Genomic DNA, 16391 nt, shown 5'->3' with positions numbered 1-16391 from the left:
CCCGCCCCCCGCGCGGCCCGGGGGGCGGGGCGCCCGCCCGCCCCCGGCCCCGGCCCGCCGTCAGCCCCGCTTGGGCAGGGGCACCCGCATCAGGTCCGCGGCCACCGTGAGCTCGCCCTCGAAGCCGGCCGCCCGCGCCTGGCGCTCGAACTCGCCGGGATCGGTGTAGCGCTGCGAGAAGTGCGTCAGCACGAGGTGCCGCACGCCCGCGTCCCGCGCCACCCGCGCCGCCTGGCCGGCGGTGAGGTGCCCGTGGTCGGTGGCCAGCCGTTCGTCCTCGTCGAGGAAGGTCGACTCGATCACCAGCATGTCGCAGCCCTCGGCGAGCGCGTACACGCCGGGGCAGAGCCGGGTGTCCATGACGAAGGCGAACCGCTGCCCGGGCCGGGGCTCGCTGACCTCGTCCAGGGTGACCTCGCCGATCCGCCCCTCGCGCTGGATCCGGCCCACGTCGGGCCCCTTGATCCCGTGGTGCGCGAGCCGCTCCGGCACCATGCGGCGCCCGTCGGGCTCGGTGATCCGGTAGCCGAAGGATTCGACCGGGTGCGAGAGCAGCCGGGCCTCCAGGACGTACGAGGACCCCTGCGCCAGCGGCCCGTCCCCGGCCACCGGCTCCTGGCTCAGCGGCACGGTCTCCCGGTAGGCGGTGGCGTACCGCAGCCGGTCGAAGAACTGCTGCCCCGAGGCCGGGTAGTGCGCGCTGACGGGGTGCCGGACCTGGTCGAGGTTGATCCGCTGGATCACCCCGGCGAGGCCGAGGCTGTGGTCACCGTGGAAGTGGGTGATGCAGATCCGGTTGATGTCGTGCGCGGCCACACCGGCACGCAGCATCTGGCGCTGGGTGCCCTCGCCCGGGTCGAAGAGGATGCCCTCGCCGTCCCAGCGCAGCAGGTAGCCGTTGTGGTTGCGGTGGCGGGTGGGCACCTGGCTGGCAGTACCCAGAACCACGAATTCTCTTACGGACACGTGCTATCCGGGGGGCCACTGCAGGCCACGGCCGCCGAGGACGTGCGCGTGGGCGTGGAAGACGGTCTGACCGGCGCCGGATCCGGTGTTGAACACGACGCGGTAGCCGTGGTCGACGATCTTCTCGTCGAGGGCGACCCGGCCCGCCTCGCGCAGTATGTCGGCGGCGACGGCCGGCTCGGCCGCGGCGAGCGAGGCCGCGTCGGCGTAGTGCACCTTGGGGATGACGAGCACGTGCGTGGGCGCCTGCGGGTTGATGTCCCGGAAGGCGACGGTGGTCTCGGTCTCCCGGACCACGGTCGCGGGGATCTGCCCCGCGACGATCTTGCAGAACAGGCAGTCGGCCTGCGGTTCTCCGGCCATTGCTACGCCTCCCGTGACGGTGATCGTTCCGGGCATCGTATCCAGCGATGCGGCAGCCGCGGGCGCGCACCGGTCGGCCCCGTCCCCTGTGGGGGACGGGGCCCGGTCCGTCAGGACCAGCGGCCCGTCCGGGCCAGCAGGACCGCGGCCGCCGCCGTGCCGGCCGTGGAGGTCCGCAGGACGGAACGGCCCAGCCGGTAGGGGTGGGCCCCCGCCCCGGCGAAGACCGCCAACTCCTCCGGGGAGACGCCCCCTTCCGGGCCGACCACCAGGACCACGGAACCCGAGGCGGGCAGCTCGGCCGTGGCCAGCGCCCCGGAGGGGGTGTCGCGGTCCTCGTGCAGGACCATCGCCAGGTCGGCGTCGGCCAGCAGGGCCGCGACCTGCTTGGTGGACATGGCCTCGGCCACCTCCGGGAAGCGCACCCGGCGGGACTGCTTGCCCGCCTCCCGGGCCGTGGCCCGCCACTTGGCCAGCGACTTGGCCCCGCGGTCGCCGCGCCACTGCGTGATGCAGCGCGAGGCCTGCCAGGGCACGATCGCGTCCACGCCGGTCTCGGTCATCGTCTCGACGGCCAGCTCGCCCCGGTCCCCCTTGGGAAGGGCCTGGACCACCGTGATCCGCACCGCCGGCTCGGCCTCCTGGCCCGCCGAGGACACCGCCACGACGAGCCGGTCCTTGCCCTCGGCCGCCTTCACGACCGCCTCCGCCCAGCCGCCCCGGCCGTCCGTGAGGACCACGTCCTCGCCCGGGTTCAGCCGTTTCACGGACACCGCGTGCCGGCCCTCCGGGCCGTCCAGGACGAATTCCGGCCCCGCGGGGACCTCCTCCACCACGAACACCGGGGCGGTCATGACGCACTCCTCATCTGCATTGCCTTCAACGTGCTCTGTGCCTCCACCAGTTCGGCGGCCAGCACCTCCACCAGCTCCCCCGCCGGCAGCGGCCGCGCCAGCCGGTGCCCCTGGCCCGCCCACAGGGCCATGCCCTGCGCGTCCCCGGCCGCCGCTGCGGCCTTGCGCAGCCCCGAGGTCAGGTGGTGGATCTGCGGGTACGCGGCCGGGGCGTAGGGCCCGTGCTCGCGCATGAAGCGGTTCACCAGCCCGCGCGCCAGCCGCCCGGAGAAGGCCCGGGTCAGCTCGGTGCGGACGAACAGCGGGTCCGTCAGCGCCTTCTTGTGCACCGGGTCCGCCCCCGACTCCGGACAGGCCAGGAAGGCCGTCCCGAGCTGGGCCGCCTCCGCGCCGGCCGCGAGCAGGGCCGCGATCTGCGAGCCCCGCATGACCCCGCCCGCCGCGATGATCGGCAGCGCCACGGCCTCCCGTACCTGGCCCACCAGTGCGAGGAGTCCCACCGCCGCCGTGCCGTCGGCCTGCGGGTCGTCCCGGTGGGTGCCCTGATGGCCGCCGGCCTCGGCGCCCTGGACGCAGACCGCGTCGGCGCCCCGGTGCTGGGCGGTACGGGCCTCCTCGACGCAGGTCACCGTGACGACCGTGTACGTACCGGCCTTGCGCAGGGCGGCGAAGGCGGCGGAGGCGGGACAGCCGAAGGTGAACGAGACCACGGGGACCGGGTCTTCGAGGAGGATGGCGAGCTTGGCGTCGTAGCCGTCGTCGCTGGTGCCGATGATGTCCTCCTCGGCGAGCGAGATCTCGTACCAGCTCGCCTCGCCGGCCAGCTGCCCGCGGTACGCCTCCACGGCGGCCGGGTCGACGTAACCGGTCTGCGGCATGAAGAGGTTGACGCCGAAACGGCGCCGGGTGAGCGCGCGCACCTGCTTGATCTCCTGGTACATCCCGTCGGCGGTCTTGTAGCCGCCGGCCAGGAAGCCCAGTCCGCCCGCCTCGCACACGGCCGCGGCCAGCGGAGGGCAGGAGGCGCCGCCCGCCATGGGAGCCTGCACGATCGGGTACGGGGAGAGACCGTTCGGTGCGGAGGACATGGACTGCATCGTGCCACGTCCCGCGCGGGGGGCCGAATCATGGCATTCGCCTGGCATAGTCCGCTTCCCGGCGGCTCTCCGGCCGCCGTCCGGCTCATGCGACGAGCCCGGCCCGGGGAATCCCCGGGCCGGGCTCGTGACGGTGGTGCCGGTTCGGTCAGCGACCGTTGAAGGCGTCCTTCAGCCGGCTGAACAGTCCCTGCTGACCCGGCGCGAACTGGCCCATCGGCCGCTCCTCGCCGCGCAGCTTCGCCAGCTGGCGCAGCAGGTCCTCCTGCTGGGCGTCCAGCTTCCCCGGGGTGGTGACCTCGACGTGGACGATCAGGTCGCCGCGTCCGCCGCCGCGCAGGTGCGTGACGCCGCGCCCGTGCAGCGGGATCGCCTGGCCGGACCCGGTGCCGGGCCGGATGTCGATCTCCTCCAGCCCGTCCAGCGTCTCCAGCGGGCACTTGGTGCCCAGCGCGGCCGCCGTCATGGGGATGGTCACCGTGCAGTGCAGGTCGTCCCCGCGCCGCTGGAAGGTCGGGTGCGCCAGCTCGTGGATCTCCACGTACAGGTCGCCGGCGGGTCCGCCGCCGGGGCCGACCTCGCCCTCGCCCGCGAGCTGGATCCTGGTGCCGTTCTCGACACCGGCCGGGATCTTGACCGTGAGGCTGCGGCGGGAACGGACCCGGCCGTCGCCCGCGCACTCGTGGCACGGGGTCGGGACCACGGTGCCGAAGCCCTGGCACTGCGGGCAGGGGCGCGAGGTCATGACCTGGCCCAGGAAGGACCGGGTGACCTGCGAGACCTCACCGCGGCCGCGGCACATGTCACATGTCTGCGCCGAGGTGCCGGGGGCGGCACCTTCGCCGGAGCAGGTGTTGCAGACGACGGCCGTATCGACCTGGATGTCCTTGGTGGTCCCGAAGGCCGCCTCGTCCAGCTCCAGATCGAGGCGGATCATCGCGTCCTGGCCGCGCCGGGTGCGCGAGCGCGGGCCGCGCTGCGAGGCCTGGCCGAAGAAGGCGTCCATGATGTCGGAGAAGTTGCCGAAGCCACCCGCTCCGAAGCCGCCCGCTCCGCCACCGCCGCCCGAGGAGGACAGCGGGTCGCCGCCGAGGTCGTAGACCTGCTTCTTCTGCGGGTCCGAGAGCACCTCGTAGGCCGCGTTGATCTCCTTGAAGCGCTCCTGCGTCTTCGGGTCCGGATTCACATCCGGGTGGAGTTCACGCGCGAGGCGCCGGAAGGCCTTCTTGATCTCGTCCTGCGATGCGTCGCGGCGCACGCCGAGAACGGCGTAGTAGTCCGTGGCCACTTACGACTCCGCCAGGATCTGTCCGACGTAACGTGCCACTGCGCGTACCGCTCCCATCGTTCCGGGGTAGTCCATGCGGGTCGGTCCGACCACGCCGAGTTTGGCGACTGCTTCGCCGCCCGAACCGTAACCGACCGAGACGACCGACGTGGAGTTCAGTCCCTCGTAGGCGTTCTCGTGCCCGATCCGTACGGCCATTCCCGACTCATTGGCCTCGCCCAGCAGCTTGAGGAGCACGACCTGCTCCTCGAGCGCTTCGAGCACCGGCCTGATCGTCAGGGGAAAATCGTGTCCGAAGCGGGTGAGATTGGCGGTTCCGCCGATCATCAGCCGCTCTTCTGCTTCCTCGACCAGGGTTTCGAGGAGTGTCGCGAGCACGGTGGAGACCGTGCCGCGGTCCTCGGCCTCGAAGGACTCGGGGAGATCCTGGACGAGCGGGGGCACATCGGTGAAGCGGCGCCCGACGACCCGGCTGTTGAGCCGGGCCCGCAGGTCCGCCAGCGAGGTCTCCCCGAAGGGGCCCGGGCAGTCGATGAGCCGCTGCTCGACCCGCCCGGTGTCCGTGATCAGTACGAGCATCAGGCGCGCGGGAGCCAGCGAGAGCAGCTCCACGTGCCGGACCGTCGAACGGGTCAGGCTCGGGTACTGGACCACGGCGACCTGCCGGGTGAGCTGAGCGAGCAGCCGCACCGTGCGGCCGACCACGTCGTCGAGGTCGACGGCGCCGTCGAGGAAGTTCTGGATGGCCCGGCGCTCGGGCGACGACAGCGGCTTGACCCCCGCCAGCTTGTCGACGAAGAGCCGGTAGCCCTTGTCGGTGGGGATCCGGCCGGCGCTGGTGTGGGGCTGGGCGATGTAGCCCTCCTCCTCCAGCACGGCCATGTCGTTGCGCACGGTGGCGGGCGAGACGCCGAGCCGGTGCCGCTCGGTGAGCGCCTTGGAGCCGACCGGCTCCTCCGTCCCGACGTAGTCCTGGACGATGGCGCGCAGCACTTCGAGTCTGCGTTCGCTGAGCATCGCGCACACCTCCAGCTGTGGTCCGTTGCCGTGTTCTGCCGTGTTCGTTGGCACTCTGATCGTTCGAGTGCCAGAGAGCCCCCGCTCAGTGTACGGCCGGGCGGTAAGCCCCTGGCAAGGGAGGCCCGCCAGGGTAGCGTCGCCGCATGGACGTGCGTTGGGAAGAGTCCGGCTGGGAACGGCTGACCGGACGGGCGGGCCGGCGACGGCTGCCGGTGTGGGACTGCACCGTGGGACTGGTGGTGGGACAGGAGTCGGTCCTCCTGATCGACCCCGGTTCCTGCGTGCGCGAGGGCGTGCAGGTGCGGGCCGAGGCGGAGCGGCTGGCGGGCCGGCGCGTGACCCATATCGCATTCACGCACGGTCATTTCGATCACGTCCTGGGCGGGGCGGCCTTCTCCGGGGCCGAGGTGTTCGGTGCGGTCGGGCTGGCCTCGGTGCTGTCGACGGGGCGCGAGGAGCTGCGCGGGGACGCGGTGCGGCACGGGCTCGCGGAGGCGGAGGCGGCCGAGGCGGTGGACCTGCTGGTGCTGCCCCGGCACGCGGTCTCCGGCGAGTGGACGCTGGAACTGGGCGGCGTACAGGTGCTGCTGGCCAACGTGGGGCCCGGGCACACCGGGCACGACCTGGCCGTCTTCGTGCCGGGCGAGCGCGAGGTGGTCTTCTGCGGGGACCTGGTCGAGGAGTCGGGCGAGCCCTCGGTGGGCCCGGACGCCACGCCCCGGCAGTGGCCCGCCGCCCTGGACCGGCTGCTGTCGCTGGGCGGGGACGACGCACTGTACGTACCGGGTCACGGAGCGGTGGTCGCCGCGGACTTCGTCCGTGCGCAACGCGCCACACTCGCAGCCCGTTTCGGCGTGTCGGAGGTATGACGCGCGCAGCTCTCCTACTGTCGGCCGGATGCGCGAGTACTCCCCCGACCTGACCCCGCAGTGGAAGCGACCCAAGGCCGTGCCGGAGGTGGCGGCGGACCCCGACCTCGTGGTCGAGGTGGCGGGTACGGACTTCTGCGGCGCGGTGGTGGCCTGCGAGGCGGGCACGGTGACCCTGGAGGACCGCTTCGGCAGGCGGCGGGTGTTCCCGATGGAGCCGCGGGGGTTCCTGCTGGACGGGGACGTGGTCACCCTGGTCCGGCCCGCGCGCAGGCCCTCCGGGCCGCTCCTGACGGCCTCGGGCTCGCTGGCCGTCCCCGGGGCGCGGGCGCGCGTGGCGCGGGCGGGCCGGATCTACGTCGAGGGCCGGCACGACGCGGAGCTGGTCGAGCGGGTCTGGGGTGACGACCTGCGGATCGAGGGCGTGGTGGTGGAGTACCTGGAGGGCGTCGACGACCTCCCGGCGGTCGTGGCGGAGTTCGCCCCGGCCCCGGACGCCCGCCTGGGGGTCCTGGTGGACCATCTGGTGCCGGGCTCGAAGGAGTCCCGCATCGCGGCGTCGGTGACCTCGCCGGACGTCCTGGTCGTGGGCCACCCGTACGTGGACGTCTGGCAGGCGGTGAAGCCGTCCGCGCTGGGCCTTCCCGCATGGCCGGTGGTCCCGCCCGGCCAGGACTGGAAGACGGGCGTCTGCCGGGCCCTGGGCTGGCCGGAGAACACCGGGGCCGCCTGGCAGCACATCCTGTCCCGGGTGACCTCGTACCGCGACCTGGAGCCGGTGCTGCTGGGGCGCGTCGAGGAGCTGATCGACTTCGTCACGGTCGGGGGTCCCACCTGAGAACCGGGAGGGTGCCGCACGCCTCCTGCAGGGACACGCTCACGTTCGGGTGACGGTGCGCAGTCGCCGCCGGGCGGAACGCGAGGGTGGCCTTCATGATCACTACTGCCCTCCGGCAGCGGGCCGTTCTCGTCGCGACCGCCCTCGCCGCCGCCCTCCTGCCCTCCGCCTCCGTCTCGGCCGCCCCCGCTGCGCCCGCGGCCGCCGTCGCCCCCGCGGCCGCCCCCGCGGCCGCCGCTCCGGCGAACTCCTGCCCGATCGTCCAGGACCGTCTGTTCGCCGCCGCGGACCAGCGGGCCGAGGTGGACCGCATCACCCCCGCCCCGGCCTGGCGCACCAACTGCAAGCAGCTCTACCGCTCGGACAGCCGGCCGCCGTCGGTCGTTTTCGCGGAGGGCTTCCACCCCAAGGACACGGTGGGCGGGCAGTACGACATCGAGCAGTACGTCCTGGTCAACCAGCCCTCCCCGTACGTCTCCACCACCTACGACCACGACCTGTACAAGACGTGGTGGAAGAGCGGCTGGAACTACTACATCGACGCCCCGGGCGGGGTGGACGTCAACCGGACCATCGGCGACACCCACAAGTACGCCTCACAGGTCGAGGTCGCCTTCCCCGGCGGTATCGAGCGCTCCTTCATCGTCGCGGTCTGTCCGGTCGACAAGGTGCAGAAGATCGAGATCATGAGCGAGTGCCAGGACAACCCGTACTACCAGCCCTGGCGGGAGAACTACCCGGGCTGAGCCCCGCCCCGGGACCCGGTCAGTCGACCAGGTCCCGGACCACGGCGTCGGCGAGCAGCCGTCCCCGCAGGGTCAGCACGGCCCGTCCGGCCCCGTACGGGCCGGGGGCCAGGAGGCCGTCCGTGAGGGCCTTGCGGGACGCCGCCAGCCCGGCCGGGGCCAGCAGGGTCAGCGGGACCCCGTCCACCAGCCGCAGCTCCAGCAGGATCCGCTCCACGCGGCGGTCCTCCTCGGAGAGCAGCTCGCGCCCCGCCCCGGGGGACCGGCCCTCCGCCAGCGCGGCGGCGTACGCCCCGGGGTGCTTCACGTTCCACCAGCGCACCCCGCCCACATGCGAGTGCGCCCCCGGACCCGCGCCCCACCAGTCGGCGCCGCGCCAGTACAGCTCGTTGTGCAGGCAGCGCCCGGCCTCGGTGGTGGCCCAGTTCGACACCTCGTACCAGTGGTACCCGGCCTCGGCCATGACCTGGTCGGCGATCAGGTACCGGTCGGCGTGCACGTCGTCGTCGGTCATCGGGACCTCGCCGCGGCGGATCCGCCGGGCCAGCTGCGTGCCCTCCTCGACGATCAGCGCGTAGGCGCTGATGTGGTCCGGGCCGGCCCCCAGCGCCGCCGAGAGCGTCGTGCGCCAGTCCTCGTCCGACTCCCCGGGCGTCCCGTAGATCAGGTCGAGATTGACGTGCTCGAAGCCCGCCGCCCGCGCCTCGGCGACGCACGCCTCGGGCCGTCCCGGCGTGTGGGTGCGGTCCAGCACCTTCAGGACGTGCTGCTTGGCGCTCTGCATGCCGAAGGAGACCCGGTTGAAGCCCCCGGCGCGCAGCTCGGCCAGGTACGCCGGGTCCACGGACTCCGGGTTGGCCTCGGTGGTGATCTCGGCGTCCTCGGCCAGGCCGAATTCGTCCCGGATCGCCGCGAGCATGCGGACGAGGTCGGCGGCGGGCAGCAGCGTGGGCGTGCCGCCGCCGACGAAGACGGTCCGGACCTGCCGCGGGTCGTCCCCGAGCACCTTCCGCGCCAGCCTGACCTCGTCGATCAGGGTGTCGGCGTAGTTCTCCCGGGAGGCGAGCACACCGCCGGTGCCCCGCAGCTCGGTGGCCGTGTAGGTGTTGAAGTCGCAGTACCCGCAGCGCGTGGCGCAGTAGGGCACGTGCAGGTAGAACCCGAGCGGCCGCTCCCCCGCGCCCGCCAGGGCATGCGACGGCAGCGCGCCGTCTTCGGGCATGGGTTCACCGTCGGGGAGTGCGGAAGGCATACCCCCATCATCCCGCACCGGAAAGGCCCCGCCGTCGTCACATCCGGCCCCGCCGGCGTTCGGGGCGCGGGGTCCGGGGCGGAGTCCCGGGAAAGGAAGCCCGGCGGGGCGGTCCACCGCCCCGCCCCGCCGGGCCCGCCGCAGGCGCTACGCCTCGCGGGACCCCTCGTACATCTCCTCGATCAGGTGCTTGAACTCACGCTCGACCACCGGCCGCTTCAGCTTCAGGCTGGGCGTGAGGTCGCCGTGCTCGACGTCGAGGTCGCGCGGCAGCAGCCGGAACTTCTTGACCGTCTGCCAGCGCTGCAGGCCCTCGTTGAGCGTCTGCACGTACGTCTCGATCAGGCGGTTGGTCTCCGGTGCCGCCAGGACCTGCCCGTACGTCTTGCCCTCCAGCCCGTTCTCGGCCGCCCAGCCGAGGATCGACGGCTCGTCGAGGGCGATCAGGGCGGAGCAGAAGTTACGGTCGGCGCCGTGCACGACGATCGTCGACACGTAGGGGCAGATCGCCTTGAACTGGCCCTCGATCTCCGCCGGGGCGACGTACTTGCCGCCCGAGGTCTTGATCAGGTCCTTCTTGCGGTCGGTGATGCGCAGGTAGCCGTCGGCCGACAGCTCGCCGATGTCGCCCGTGTGCAGCCAGCCGTCGGACTCCAGGACCTCGGCGGTCTTGTCCGGCTGCCCGTGGTAGCCCTGCATGATGCCGGGGCCGCGCAGCAGGACCTCGCCGTCGTCGGCGATGCGGACCTCGGTGCCGGGGAGCGGCTTGCCGACCGTGCCGGTGCGGTAGGCCTCGCCGGGGTTGACGAAGGAGGCCGCGCTGGACTCGGTCAGGCCGTAGCCCTCCAGGATGTGCACGCCCGCGCCGGAGAAGAAGAAGCCGATCTCGGGGGCCAGGGCGGAGGCGCCGGAGACGGCGGCGCGCAGCTTGCCGCCGAAGGCCTCGCGGAGCTTGGAGTAGACGAGCGCGTCGGCGATCTTGTGCTTGGTGGTGAGGCCGAAGGGGGCGGTCGCCTGGCCGGTGCGGCGGAAGTTGTCCTGCGTGACCTTGGCGTACTCGCGGGCCACGCCGACCGACCACTGGAAGATCTTGTACTTGGCGCCGCCGGCCACGCGGGCCTTGGCGGCCACGCCGTTGTAGACCTTCTCGAAGATGCGCGGGACGGCGGCCATGTACGTCGGCTGCACGACCGGCAGGTTCTCGATGATCTTGTCGATCCGGCCGTCGACGGCCGTCACGTGCCCGGCCTCGATCTGCCCGGAGGTCAGCACCTTGCCGAAGACGTGGGCCAGCGGCAGCCACAGGTACTGGACGTCCTCCTTGCCGATCAGTCCGGTGGCGACCATGGCCTTGGCCAGGTACGACCAGTTGTCGTGCAGCAGCCGCACGCCCTTGGGGCGGCCGGTCGTGCCGGAGGTGTAGATGAGGGTGGCGAGCTGGTCGGAGGTGATCCCCGCGACCCGCTCGTTGACCGCCTCGGGGTGCTTGGCGAGGTACTCCTTGCCCAGCGCCTCCAGCTCGGCCAGCGAGAGCACCCAGCCCTCGGGGTCACCCTCGGCGGCGATCGCGTCGGCGGCGTCCAGCACCACGACGTGGGCGAGGTTCGGCAGGTCGGCGCGGCGCTCGCGCGCCTTCGCCAGCTGCGCCGCGTCCTCGGCGATGAGCACCCGGCTGTCGGAGTCCGAGAGGATGAAGGCCGACTCGTCCGCGTTGGTGCTGGGGTAGATCGTGGTGACCGCGCCACCGGCGCACATCACGCCGAGGTCGGAGAGGATCCAGTCGACCCGGGTGTTGGAGGCGAGCGCGACGCGCTGCTCCGTTTCCAGGCCGAGGGAGATCAGCCCGGCCGCGATGGCGAACACCCGCTCGGCCGCCTGGCCCCAGCTGAGTGATTTCCAGTCGTCGGCGCCGCCGCGGCCGCCGGCCGCGGGCACCGGGTAGCGGTAGGCCTCGTCGTTCGGCGTCGCTGCGACGCGCTCAAGGAAGAGCACCGCCACCGTGGGCGGGCGGTTCTCGAGATAGGTCTGTGTGTCGCTCACGACATCCTCCGGACCGATCCACGCGGTAGTGCGTGGGCGTGGGGCGCTGGGGGCGCTGGGGACTGGCGGGTTTATAGCCGTTGACTTTTTAAACTGGCGAGTAACCGTCGAGCAGTGATCAGACTAGAGCGCGTCCGGCGCGCGCGTAAGAGCCCGCGAGCGGCCGCTTGATAACGAAACAGGCCCCCGCACCTGAGTGCGGGGGCCTGCTCGCGTCGGGTGACGGCGGAGCTGCTACTTCTTCTTGCCGCCGGACTCGTCACTGGAGAGGACGGCGATGAAGGCCTCCTGGGGGACCTCCACGGAGCCGACCATCTTCATCCGCTTCTTGCCTTCCTTCTGCTTCTCCAGCAGCTTCCGCTTACGGGAGATGTCACCGCCGTAGCACTTGGCGAGGACGTCCTTGCGGATGGCGCGGATGGTCTCGCGGGCGATGACGCGGGAGCCGATCGCGGCCTGGATCGGCACCTCGAAGGCCTGCCGCGGGATGAGCTCGCGCAGCTTGGCGACGAGGCGCACGCCGTAGGCGTAGGCGGCGTCCTTGTGCGTGACGGCGGAGAAGGCGTCGACCTTGTCGCCGTGCAGCAGGATGTCGACCTTGACCAGGCTGCCGGACTGCTCGCCCGTGGGTTCGTAGTCCAGGGAGGCGTAACCGCGCGTCTTGGACTTCAGCTGGTCGAAGAAGTCGAAGACGATCTCCGCGAGCGGGAGGGTGTAGCGGATCTCGACCCGGTCCTCGGAGAGGTAGTCCATGCCGAGGAGGGTGCCGCGGCGCTGCTGGCACAGCTCCATGATCGCGCCGATGAACTCGGTGGGCGCGAGCACGGTGGCCTTGACGACCGGCTCGAACACGTCCGAGATCTTGCCCTCGGGGAACTCGCTCGGGTTGGTGACGGTGACTTCCTTGCCGTCCTCCATGACCACCCGGTAGACCACGTTGGGCGCGGTGGCGATCAGGTCGAGGCCGAACTCGCGCTCCAGGCGCTCACGGACCACGTCCAGGTGGAGCAGGCCGAGGAAGCCGACGCGGAAGCCGAAGCCGAGCGCCGCCGAGGTCTCCGGCTCGTAGACGAGCGCGGCGTCGTTGAGCTGCAGCTTGTCCAGGGCCTCGCGCAGGTCCGGGTAGTCCGAGCCGTCGAGCGGGTAGAGGCCGGAGAAGACCATCGGACGCGGGTCCTTGTAGCCGCCGAGGGCCTCGGTCGCACCGTTGTGCAGGCTGGTGATGGTGTCACCGACCTTGGACTGACGGACGTCCTTCACGCCGGTGATGATGTAGCCCACCTCGCCGACGCCGATGCCGTCGGAGGGGGTCATCTCCGGGGAGGAGACGCCGATCTCCAGCAGCTCGTGGGTGGCGCCGGTGGACATCATCCGGATGCGCTCGCGCTTGTTGAGCTGGCCGTCGACCACACGCACGTACGTCACGACGCCGCGGTACGAGTCGTAGACGGAGTCGAAGATCATGGCGCGGGCCGGGGCGTCCTTGACGCCGACCGGGGCCGGAACGGTGGCGACGACCTTGTCGAGCAGCGCCTCGACGCCGAGACCGGTCTTCGCGGAGACCCGCAGGACGTCCTCGGGCTGGCAGCCGATCAGGTTCGCGAGTTCCTCGGCGAACTTCTCCGGCTGGGCGGCCGGCAGGTCGATCTTGTTCAGGACGGGGACGATCGCGAGGTCGTTCTCCATCGCCAGGTACAGGTTGGCGAGGGTCTGCGCCTCGATGCCCTGGGCGGCGTCCACGAGCAGGACGGTTCCCTCGCACGCGGCGAGGGAGCGCGAGACCTCGTAGGTGAAGTCGACGTGCCCGGGGGTGTCGATCATGTTGAGGATGTGGGTGCTGCCCTGACCCTCGCCCGTGGTGGGCGCCCAGGGCAGTCGGACCGCCTGGGACTTGATCGTGATGCCTCGCTCACGCTCGATGTCCATGCGGTCGAGGTACTGGGCGCGCATCTGCCGCTGGTCGACCACACCGGTGATCTGGAGCATCCGGTCGGCAAGGGTCGACTTGCCGTGGTCGATGTGCGCGATGATGCAGAAGTTGCGGATCAGCGCCGAGTCGGTACGGCTCGGCTCGGGCACGTGGCTGGGGATCGCGGGCACGCAGTGTCCTGATTCTCGGTCGCAGTCGGAAGCGTTTGCGGAGCGTCGGTCGGAGCGAAAGTCCGGCTCCCGTCGCTGTCGGCGGCGCGATGTCGGATCTATACGCAGACTCCCATGGTCCCATGGACGGGGCAGTGCGCTCGGTTTGGGCCGCCCGCAGCGTGCCTGGTAGCCTGGGCAGCTGTGTCTCGTATGCCCTCTCAGCTGTCGGGACACAATCCGAAGATCAAACTCTGAACCTGAAAAGGCTCTTTCGTGGCGAACATCAAGTCCCAGATCAAGCGGAACAAGACGAACGAGAAGGCGCGCCTGCGCAACAAGGCCGTCAAGTCCTCGCTCAAGACCGCGATCCGCAAGGCCCGCGAGGCCGTCCTCGCCGGTGACGTCGAGAAGGCCACCGTGGCTTCTCGCGCTGCCGCGCGTGCGCTCGACAAGGCTGTCTCGAAGGGTGTCATCCACAAGAACGCCGCCGCCAACAAGAAGTCGGCGCTGGCCACCAAGGTTGCCTCCCTGCAGGGCTGAGCTCCCTGATGTGATCGCCGGAAGGGACCCAGTGGGCCCTCTCTCCCGCTCCTGACCGGCACCCCGCTCCGCACACGAAGCGTTCGCCACGCGGGTGCGGAGCACACCAGAAGTAACCGAAGGCCCCGGCCTCCACCCTTCCCCAGGGTGGTGGCCGGGGCCTTCGTGCATGTCAGCGGCGCTGGGGGCGGGCCGCGCGGGCCACCGCGACGACGGCCTTCTCCAGGGCGTACTCGGGATCGTCGCCGCCGCCCTTGACGCCGGCGTCGGCGGCGGCCACGGCACGCAGGGCGTCCGAGACCCCGTCCGCCGACCAGCCGCGCATCTGCTGACGGACCCGGTCGATCTTCCACGGGGGCATGCCCAGGTCCCTGGCGAGGTCGCCGGGGCGGGCGCCGCGCGGGGCGGAGGCGAGCTTGCCGATCGCGCGGACCGCCTGGGCCAGGGCGCTGGTGATCAGGACCGGCGCCACCCCGGTGGACAGGGACCAGCGCAGGGCTTCCAGCGCCTCGGCCGCACGCCCCTCGACCGCCCGGTCGGCGACCGTGAAGCTGGAGGCCTCGGCCCGGCCGGTGTAGTAGCGGGCGACGACGGCCTCGTCGATGGTGCCCTCGACGTCGGCGCACAGCTGCGCGGCGGCGCTCGCCAGCTCCCGCAGGTCGCTGCCGATCGCGTCCACCAGGTTCTGGCACGCCTCCGGGGTCGCCGACCGGCCCAGCGTGCGGAATTCGCCCCGCACGAACGACAGCCGGTCCGCCGCCTTCGTCATCTTCGGGCAGGCGATCTCCCGCGCGCCCGCCTTGCGGGCGGCGTCCAGCAGGCCCTTGCCCTTGACCCCGCCGGCGTGCAGGAGGACCAGGATGATCTCCTCGTAGGGCGCGCCGAGGTATGCCTTGACCTCCTTGACGGAGTCCGCGGACAGGTCCTGTGCGTTGCGCACGACCAGGACCTTGCGCTCGGAGAAGAGCGAGGGGCTCGTCAGCTCGGCGAGCGTGCCGGGCTGGAGCTGCTCGGAGGCGAGGTCGCGCACGTCCGTGTCGGCGTCGACGGCGCGGGCGGCCGTCACCACCTCGCGCACGGCGCGGTCGAGCAGCAGCTCCTCCTGTCCCACCGCGAGGGTGAGCGGAGCAAGCGGATCGTCGGTGGAGTTCTTCCTGGTGGCCATCGCGTCCAGCATCCCACGCCGCACCGACAGCCCCGCTCCCCGCGTGCCCGAGAATGGTCGCGTGAATGTGCGACACGTACTCGTCCTGCCCGACCGCGACGCCGCCGAGGAGGTGGCCCAGGAGGCCGTCGACCGCTTCGGCCTCCCGGAGGAGCCACAGTTGGTCCGCGACGCGCTGGCCGGCGAGGACGACGCCGAGGACGCCCAGTGGCTGGTGGTCGTCGAGGATCCGCAGGACCGGCTCGACAGCACCTCGCTGGACGACCTCGCCGCCGAGTACGAGGGCTGGCTGGAAGCCCCGTAGGCCGTCTGCGCGTTCAGGCCTTGCGCACGGCCTGGATGTCCAGGGTCACTTCCACGTTCGAACCGATCGCCGCGATCCCGTGCGCCAGCATCGACTGCCAGTTCAGGGTGAAGTCCTCGCGGTGCAGTTCGGTGGTGGCCCGGCAGGCCGCCCGCAGCTCGCCCTCCAGACCCGTGCCCAGACCCAGGTATTCCGTGTCGAGGGTGACGGACCGGCTCACGCCGTGCAGGGTGAGCGCGCCGGCGACGGCCCAGCGGCTGCCGCTGCGGTGGATGAACCGCTCGCTGTAGAACTCCACCGTGGGGTGGCGGACCGCGTCCAGGAAGTCCCCCGACCTCAGGTGGTCGTCGCGCAGCCGCAGCCCGGTGTCGATGCTCGCCGCGTCGATGATCACGTGCATGGAGGAGTCCTCCATGCGCTCGGCTATCCGCACCGCCCCGGCGAACGTGCTGAACCGGCCGCGGATCCGGGCCAGGCCGATGTGGTGGGCCGTGAAGCCGATGGACGAGTGCGTCGGGTCGAGCTCCCAGTGGCCGGGCTGCGGCAGCAGCGGCGGCTCCACCGAGTCGAGGATGATCTCCGCGGTGCCGGGCTGCCCCGGGTCCCCCACGATCGTCACCCCGTGGAACGGCGCGTACCCCTCGGCCGTCACGGAGAGCCGGTACTCCCCCTCCGGCATCGCCGCGGTGAATCCGCCGAAGGGGTCGGTCTCGCCGCTGACGATCCGGCGGCCGATCGGGTCGGTCACCTCGACCATGGCCTGGCGGAGCGGCCGGTGCACCGTGTCGAGAACCCGGCAGCTGAGCAGACGTGCCGTCGGCGGCAGCGTCAGTGTCGCGGATGTGGAAGGGCCGGAACTTCCGGCCGACTCCATCCCCCGTCGGCGACCGAACATGGCTGATGCACCCCCGTGCTGTGTGGACTTGGACCGCTCTGGCGAAGACGCATTCGATCATGCTGTCGGGTT

16 protein-coding genes are annotated in these 16391 nt (G+C 71.7%); 5 read left to right on the top strand and 11 right to left on the bottom strand.

Annotated features, from left to right (window positions below; all coding sequences use genetic code 11):
• Positions 1–60: 60 nt before the first annotated feature.
• The 6 genes from ACWGE1_RS11135 to hrcA form a co-directional block, all read right to left on the bottom strand.
• Positions 61–966 carry a ribonuclease Z gene (locus ACWGE1_RS11135; protein ID WP_453420231.1) on the bottom strand — a complete coding sequence of 302 codons (906 nt, stop codon included), beginning with the start codon at positions 964–966 and terminating at the stop codon, positions 61–63.
• A 3-nt stretch (positions 967–969) separates the two neighbouring features.
• Positions 970–1329, bottom strand: a complete 360-nt coding sequence (locus ACWGE1_RS11130; RefSeq protein WP_453420230.1) for a histidine triad nucleotide-binding protein — start codon at positions 1327–1329, stop codon at positions 970–972.
• Positions 1330–1439: 110 nt separating this feature from the next.
• Positions 1440–2183, bottom strand: coding sequence for a 16S rRNA (uracil(1498)-N(3))-methyltransferase (locus ACWGE1_RS11125; RefSeq protein WP_453420229.1), 744 nt, complete (start codon positions 2181–2183; stop codon positions 1440–1442).
• Entirely contained in the window at positions 2180–3271 is a 1092-nt protein-coding gene (locus ACWGE1_RS11120; RefSeq protein ID WP_453420228.1) for a nitronate monooxygenase, read from the bottom strand. The genes ACWGE1_RS11125 and ACWGE1_RS11120 overlap by 4 nt, the downstream gene beginning before the upstream one ends.
• A 157-nt stretch (positions 3272–3428) precedes the next feature.
• Positions 3429–4568, bottom strand: coding sequence for a molecular chaperone DnaJ (gene dnaJ, locus ACWGE1_RS11115; RefSeq protein ID WP_030010180.1), 1140 nt, complete (start codon positions 4566–4568; stop codon positions 3429–3431).
• Positions 4569–5585 carry a heat-inducible transcriptional repressor HrcA gene (hrcA, locus tag ACWGE1_RS11110; RefSeq protein ID WP_031150930.1) on the bottom strand — a complete coding sequence of 339 codons (1017 nt, stop codon included), beginning with the start codon at positions 5583–5585 and terminating at the stop codon, positions 4569–4571.
• Positions 5586–5731: 146 nt separating this feature from the next.
• Here hrcA and ACWGE1_RS11105 point away from each other — a divergent pair, with 146 nt between their 5' ends.
• The 3 genes from ACWGE1_RS11105 to ACWGE1_RS11095 all read left to right on the top strand — a co-directional run bounded on the left by ACWGE1_RS11105 (position 5732) and on the right by ACWGE1_RS11095 (position 8041).
• Positions 5732–6457: an MBL fold metallo-hydrolase gene (locus ACWGE1_RS11105; protein WP_453420227.1), complete on the top strand. Its 726-nt coding sequence runs from the start codon at positions 5732–5734 to the stop codon at positions 6455–6457.
• A 28-nt stretch (positions 6458–6485) separates the two neighbouring features.
• On the top strand, positions 6486–7295 hold the full coding sequence (locus ACWGE1_RS11100) for a DUF3097 domain-containing protein (RefSeq protein WP_453420226.1): 810 nt from the start codon (positions 6486–6488) through the stop codon (positions 7293–7295).
• Between the two features lie 95 nt (positions 7296–7390).
• The gene (locus ACWGE1_RS11095) at positions 7391–8041 is read left to right on the top strand and encodes an ADP-ribosyltransferase (protein ID WP_453420225.1); all 651 of its coding nucleotides are present in this window, start codon (positions 7391–7393) and stop codon (positions 8039–8041) included.
• Between the two features lie 19 nt (positions 8042–8060).
• Here ACWGE1_RS11095 and hemW read toward each other — a convergent pair whose 3' ends face one another.
• The 3 genes from hemW to lepA all read right to left on the bottom strand — a co-directional run bounded on the left by hemW (position 8061) and on the right by lepA (position 13433).
• Positions 8061–9293 carry a radical SAM family heme chaperone HemW gene (hemW, locus tag ACWGE1_RS11090; RefSeq protein ID WP_453420224.1) on the bottom strand — a complete coding sequence of 411 codons (1233 nt, stop codon included), beginning with the start codon at positions 9291–9293 and terminating at the stop codon, positions 8061–8063.
• A gap of 147 nt (positions 9294–9440) precedes the next feature.
• Entirely contained in the window at positions 9441–11333 is a 1893-nt protein-coding gene (locus ACWGE1_RS11085; RefSeq protein ID WP_453420223.1) for an AMP-dependent synthetase/ligase, read from the bottom strand.
• A 234-nt stretch (positions 11334–11567) separates the two neighbouring features.
• A complete protein-coding gene (gene lepA, locus ACWGE1_RS11080; protein WP_453420222.1) occupies positions 11568–13433 on the bottom strand; it encodes a translation elongation factor 4 in 1866 nt (621 codons plus the stop codon).
• Positions 13434–13688: 255 nt separating this feature from the next.
• On the opposite strand from lepA, the gene rpsT reads away from it, so the two are divergent.
• Positions 13689–13955 (top strand): 30S ribosomal protein S20, encoded by a 267-nt coding sequence (gene rpsT / locus ACWGE1_RS11075; protein ID WP_030010251.1) that lies wholly within the window; start codon positions 13689–13691, stop codon positions 13953–13955.
• 172 nt (positions 13956–14127) lie between these two features.
• Here rpsT and holA read toward each other — a convergent pair whose 3' ends face one another.
• On the bottom strand, positions 14128–15120 hold the full coding sequence (holA, locus tag ACWGE1_RS11070) for a DNA polymerase III subunit delta (protein ID WP_453420234.1): 993 nt from the start codon (positions 15118–15120) through the stop codon (positions 14128–14130).
• 61 nt (positions 15121–15181) lie between these two features.
• Here holA and ACWGE1_RS11065 point away from each other — a divergent pair, with 61 nt between their 5' ends.
• On the top strand, positions 15182–15424 hold the full coding sequence (locus ACWGE1_RS11065; RefSeq protein WP_453420221.1) for a hypothetical protein: 243 nt from the start codon (positions 15182–15184) through the stop codon (positions 15422–15424).
• A 13-nt stretch (positions 15425–15437) separates the two neighbouring features.
• Here the strand turns inward: ACWGE1_RS11065 and ACWGE1_RS11060 are convergent, their stop codons facing one another.
• Complete coding sequence (locus tag ACWGE1_RS11060) at positions 15438–16319, bottom strand: YceI family protein (protein ID WP_453420220.1); 882 nt, start codon at positions 16317–16319, stop codon at positions 15438–15440.
• Between the last annotated feature and the right edge of the window lie 72 nt (positions 16320–16391).

The sequence above is a fragment of the Streptomyces sp. NPDC054932 genome, from assembly GCF_053610205.1.
The sequence above is the reverse complement of the archived record's forward strand: the minus strand, read 5'-3'. Positions and strand labels throughout refer to the sequence as shown.

Coding starts and splice junctions, on each gene's coding strand:
- hemW (WP_453420224.1), bottom strand. CDS start 9,293: ATGCCTTCCGCACTCCCCGACGGTGAACCCATGCCCGAAGACGGCGCG.
- ACWGE1_RS11105 (WP_453420227.1), top strand. CDS start 5,732: ATGGACGTGCGTTGGGAAGAGTCCGGCTGGGAACGGCTGACCGGACGG.
- holA (WP_453420234.1), bottom strand. CDS start 15,120: ATGGCCACCAGGAAGAACTCCACCGACGATCCGCTTGCTCCGCTCACC.
- ACWGE1_RS11095 (WP_453420225.1), top strand. CDS start 7,391: ATGATCACTACTGCCCTCCGGCAGCGGGCCGTTCTCGTCGCGACCGCC.
- ACWGE1_RS11120 (WP_453420228.1), bottom strand. CDS start 3,271: ATGTCCTCCGCACCGAACGGTCTCTCCCCGTACCCGATCGTGCAGGCT.
- ACWGE1_RS11130 (WP_453420230.1), bottom strand. CDS start 1,329: ATGGCCGGAGAACCGCAGGCCGACTGCCTGTTCTGCAAGATCGTCGCG.
- ACWGE1_RS11125 (WP_453420229.1), bottom strand. CDS start 2,183: ATGACCGCCCCGGTGTTCGTGGTGGAGGAGGTCCCCGCGGGGCCGGAA.
- hrcA (WP_031150930.1), bottom strand. CDS start 5,585: ATGCTCAGCGAACGCAGACTCGAAGTGCTGCGCGCCATCGTCCAGGAC.
- ACWGE1_RS11060 (WP_453420220.1), bottom strand. CDS start 16,319: ATGTTCGGTCGCCGACGGGGGATGGAGTCGGCCGGAAGTTCCGGCCCT.
- ACWGE1_RS11100 (WP_453420226.1), top strand. CDS start 6,486: ATGCGCGAGTACTCCCCCGACCTGACCCCGCAGTGGAAGCGACCCAAG.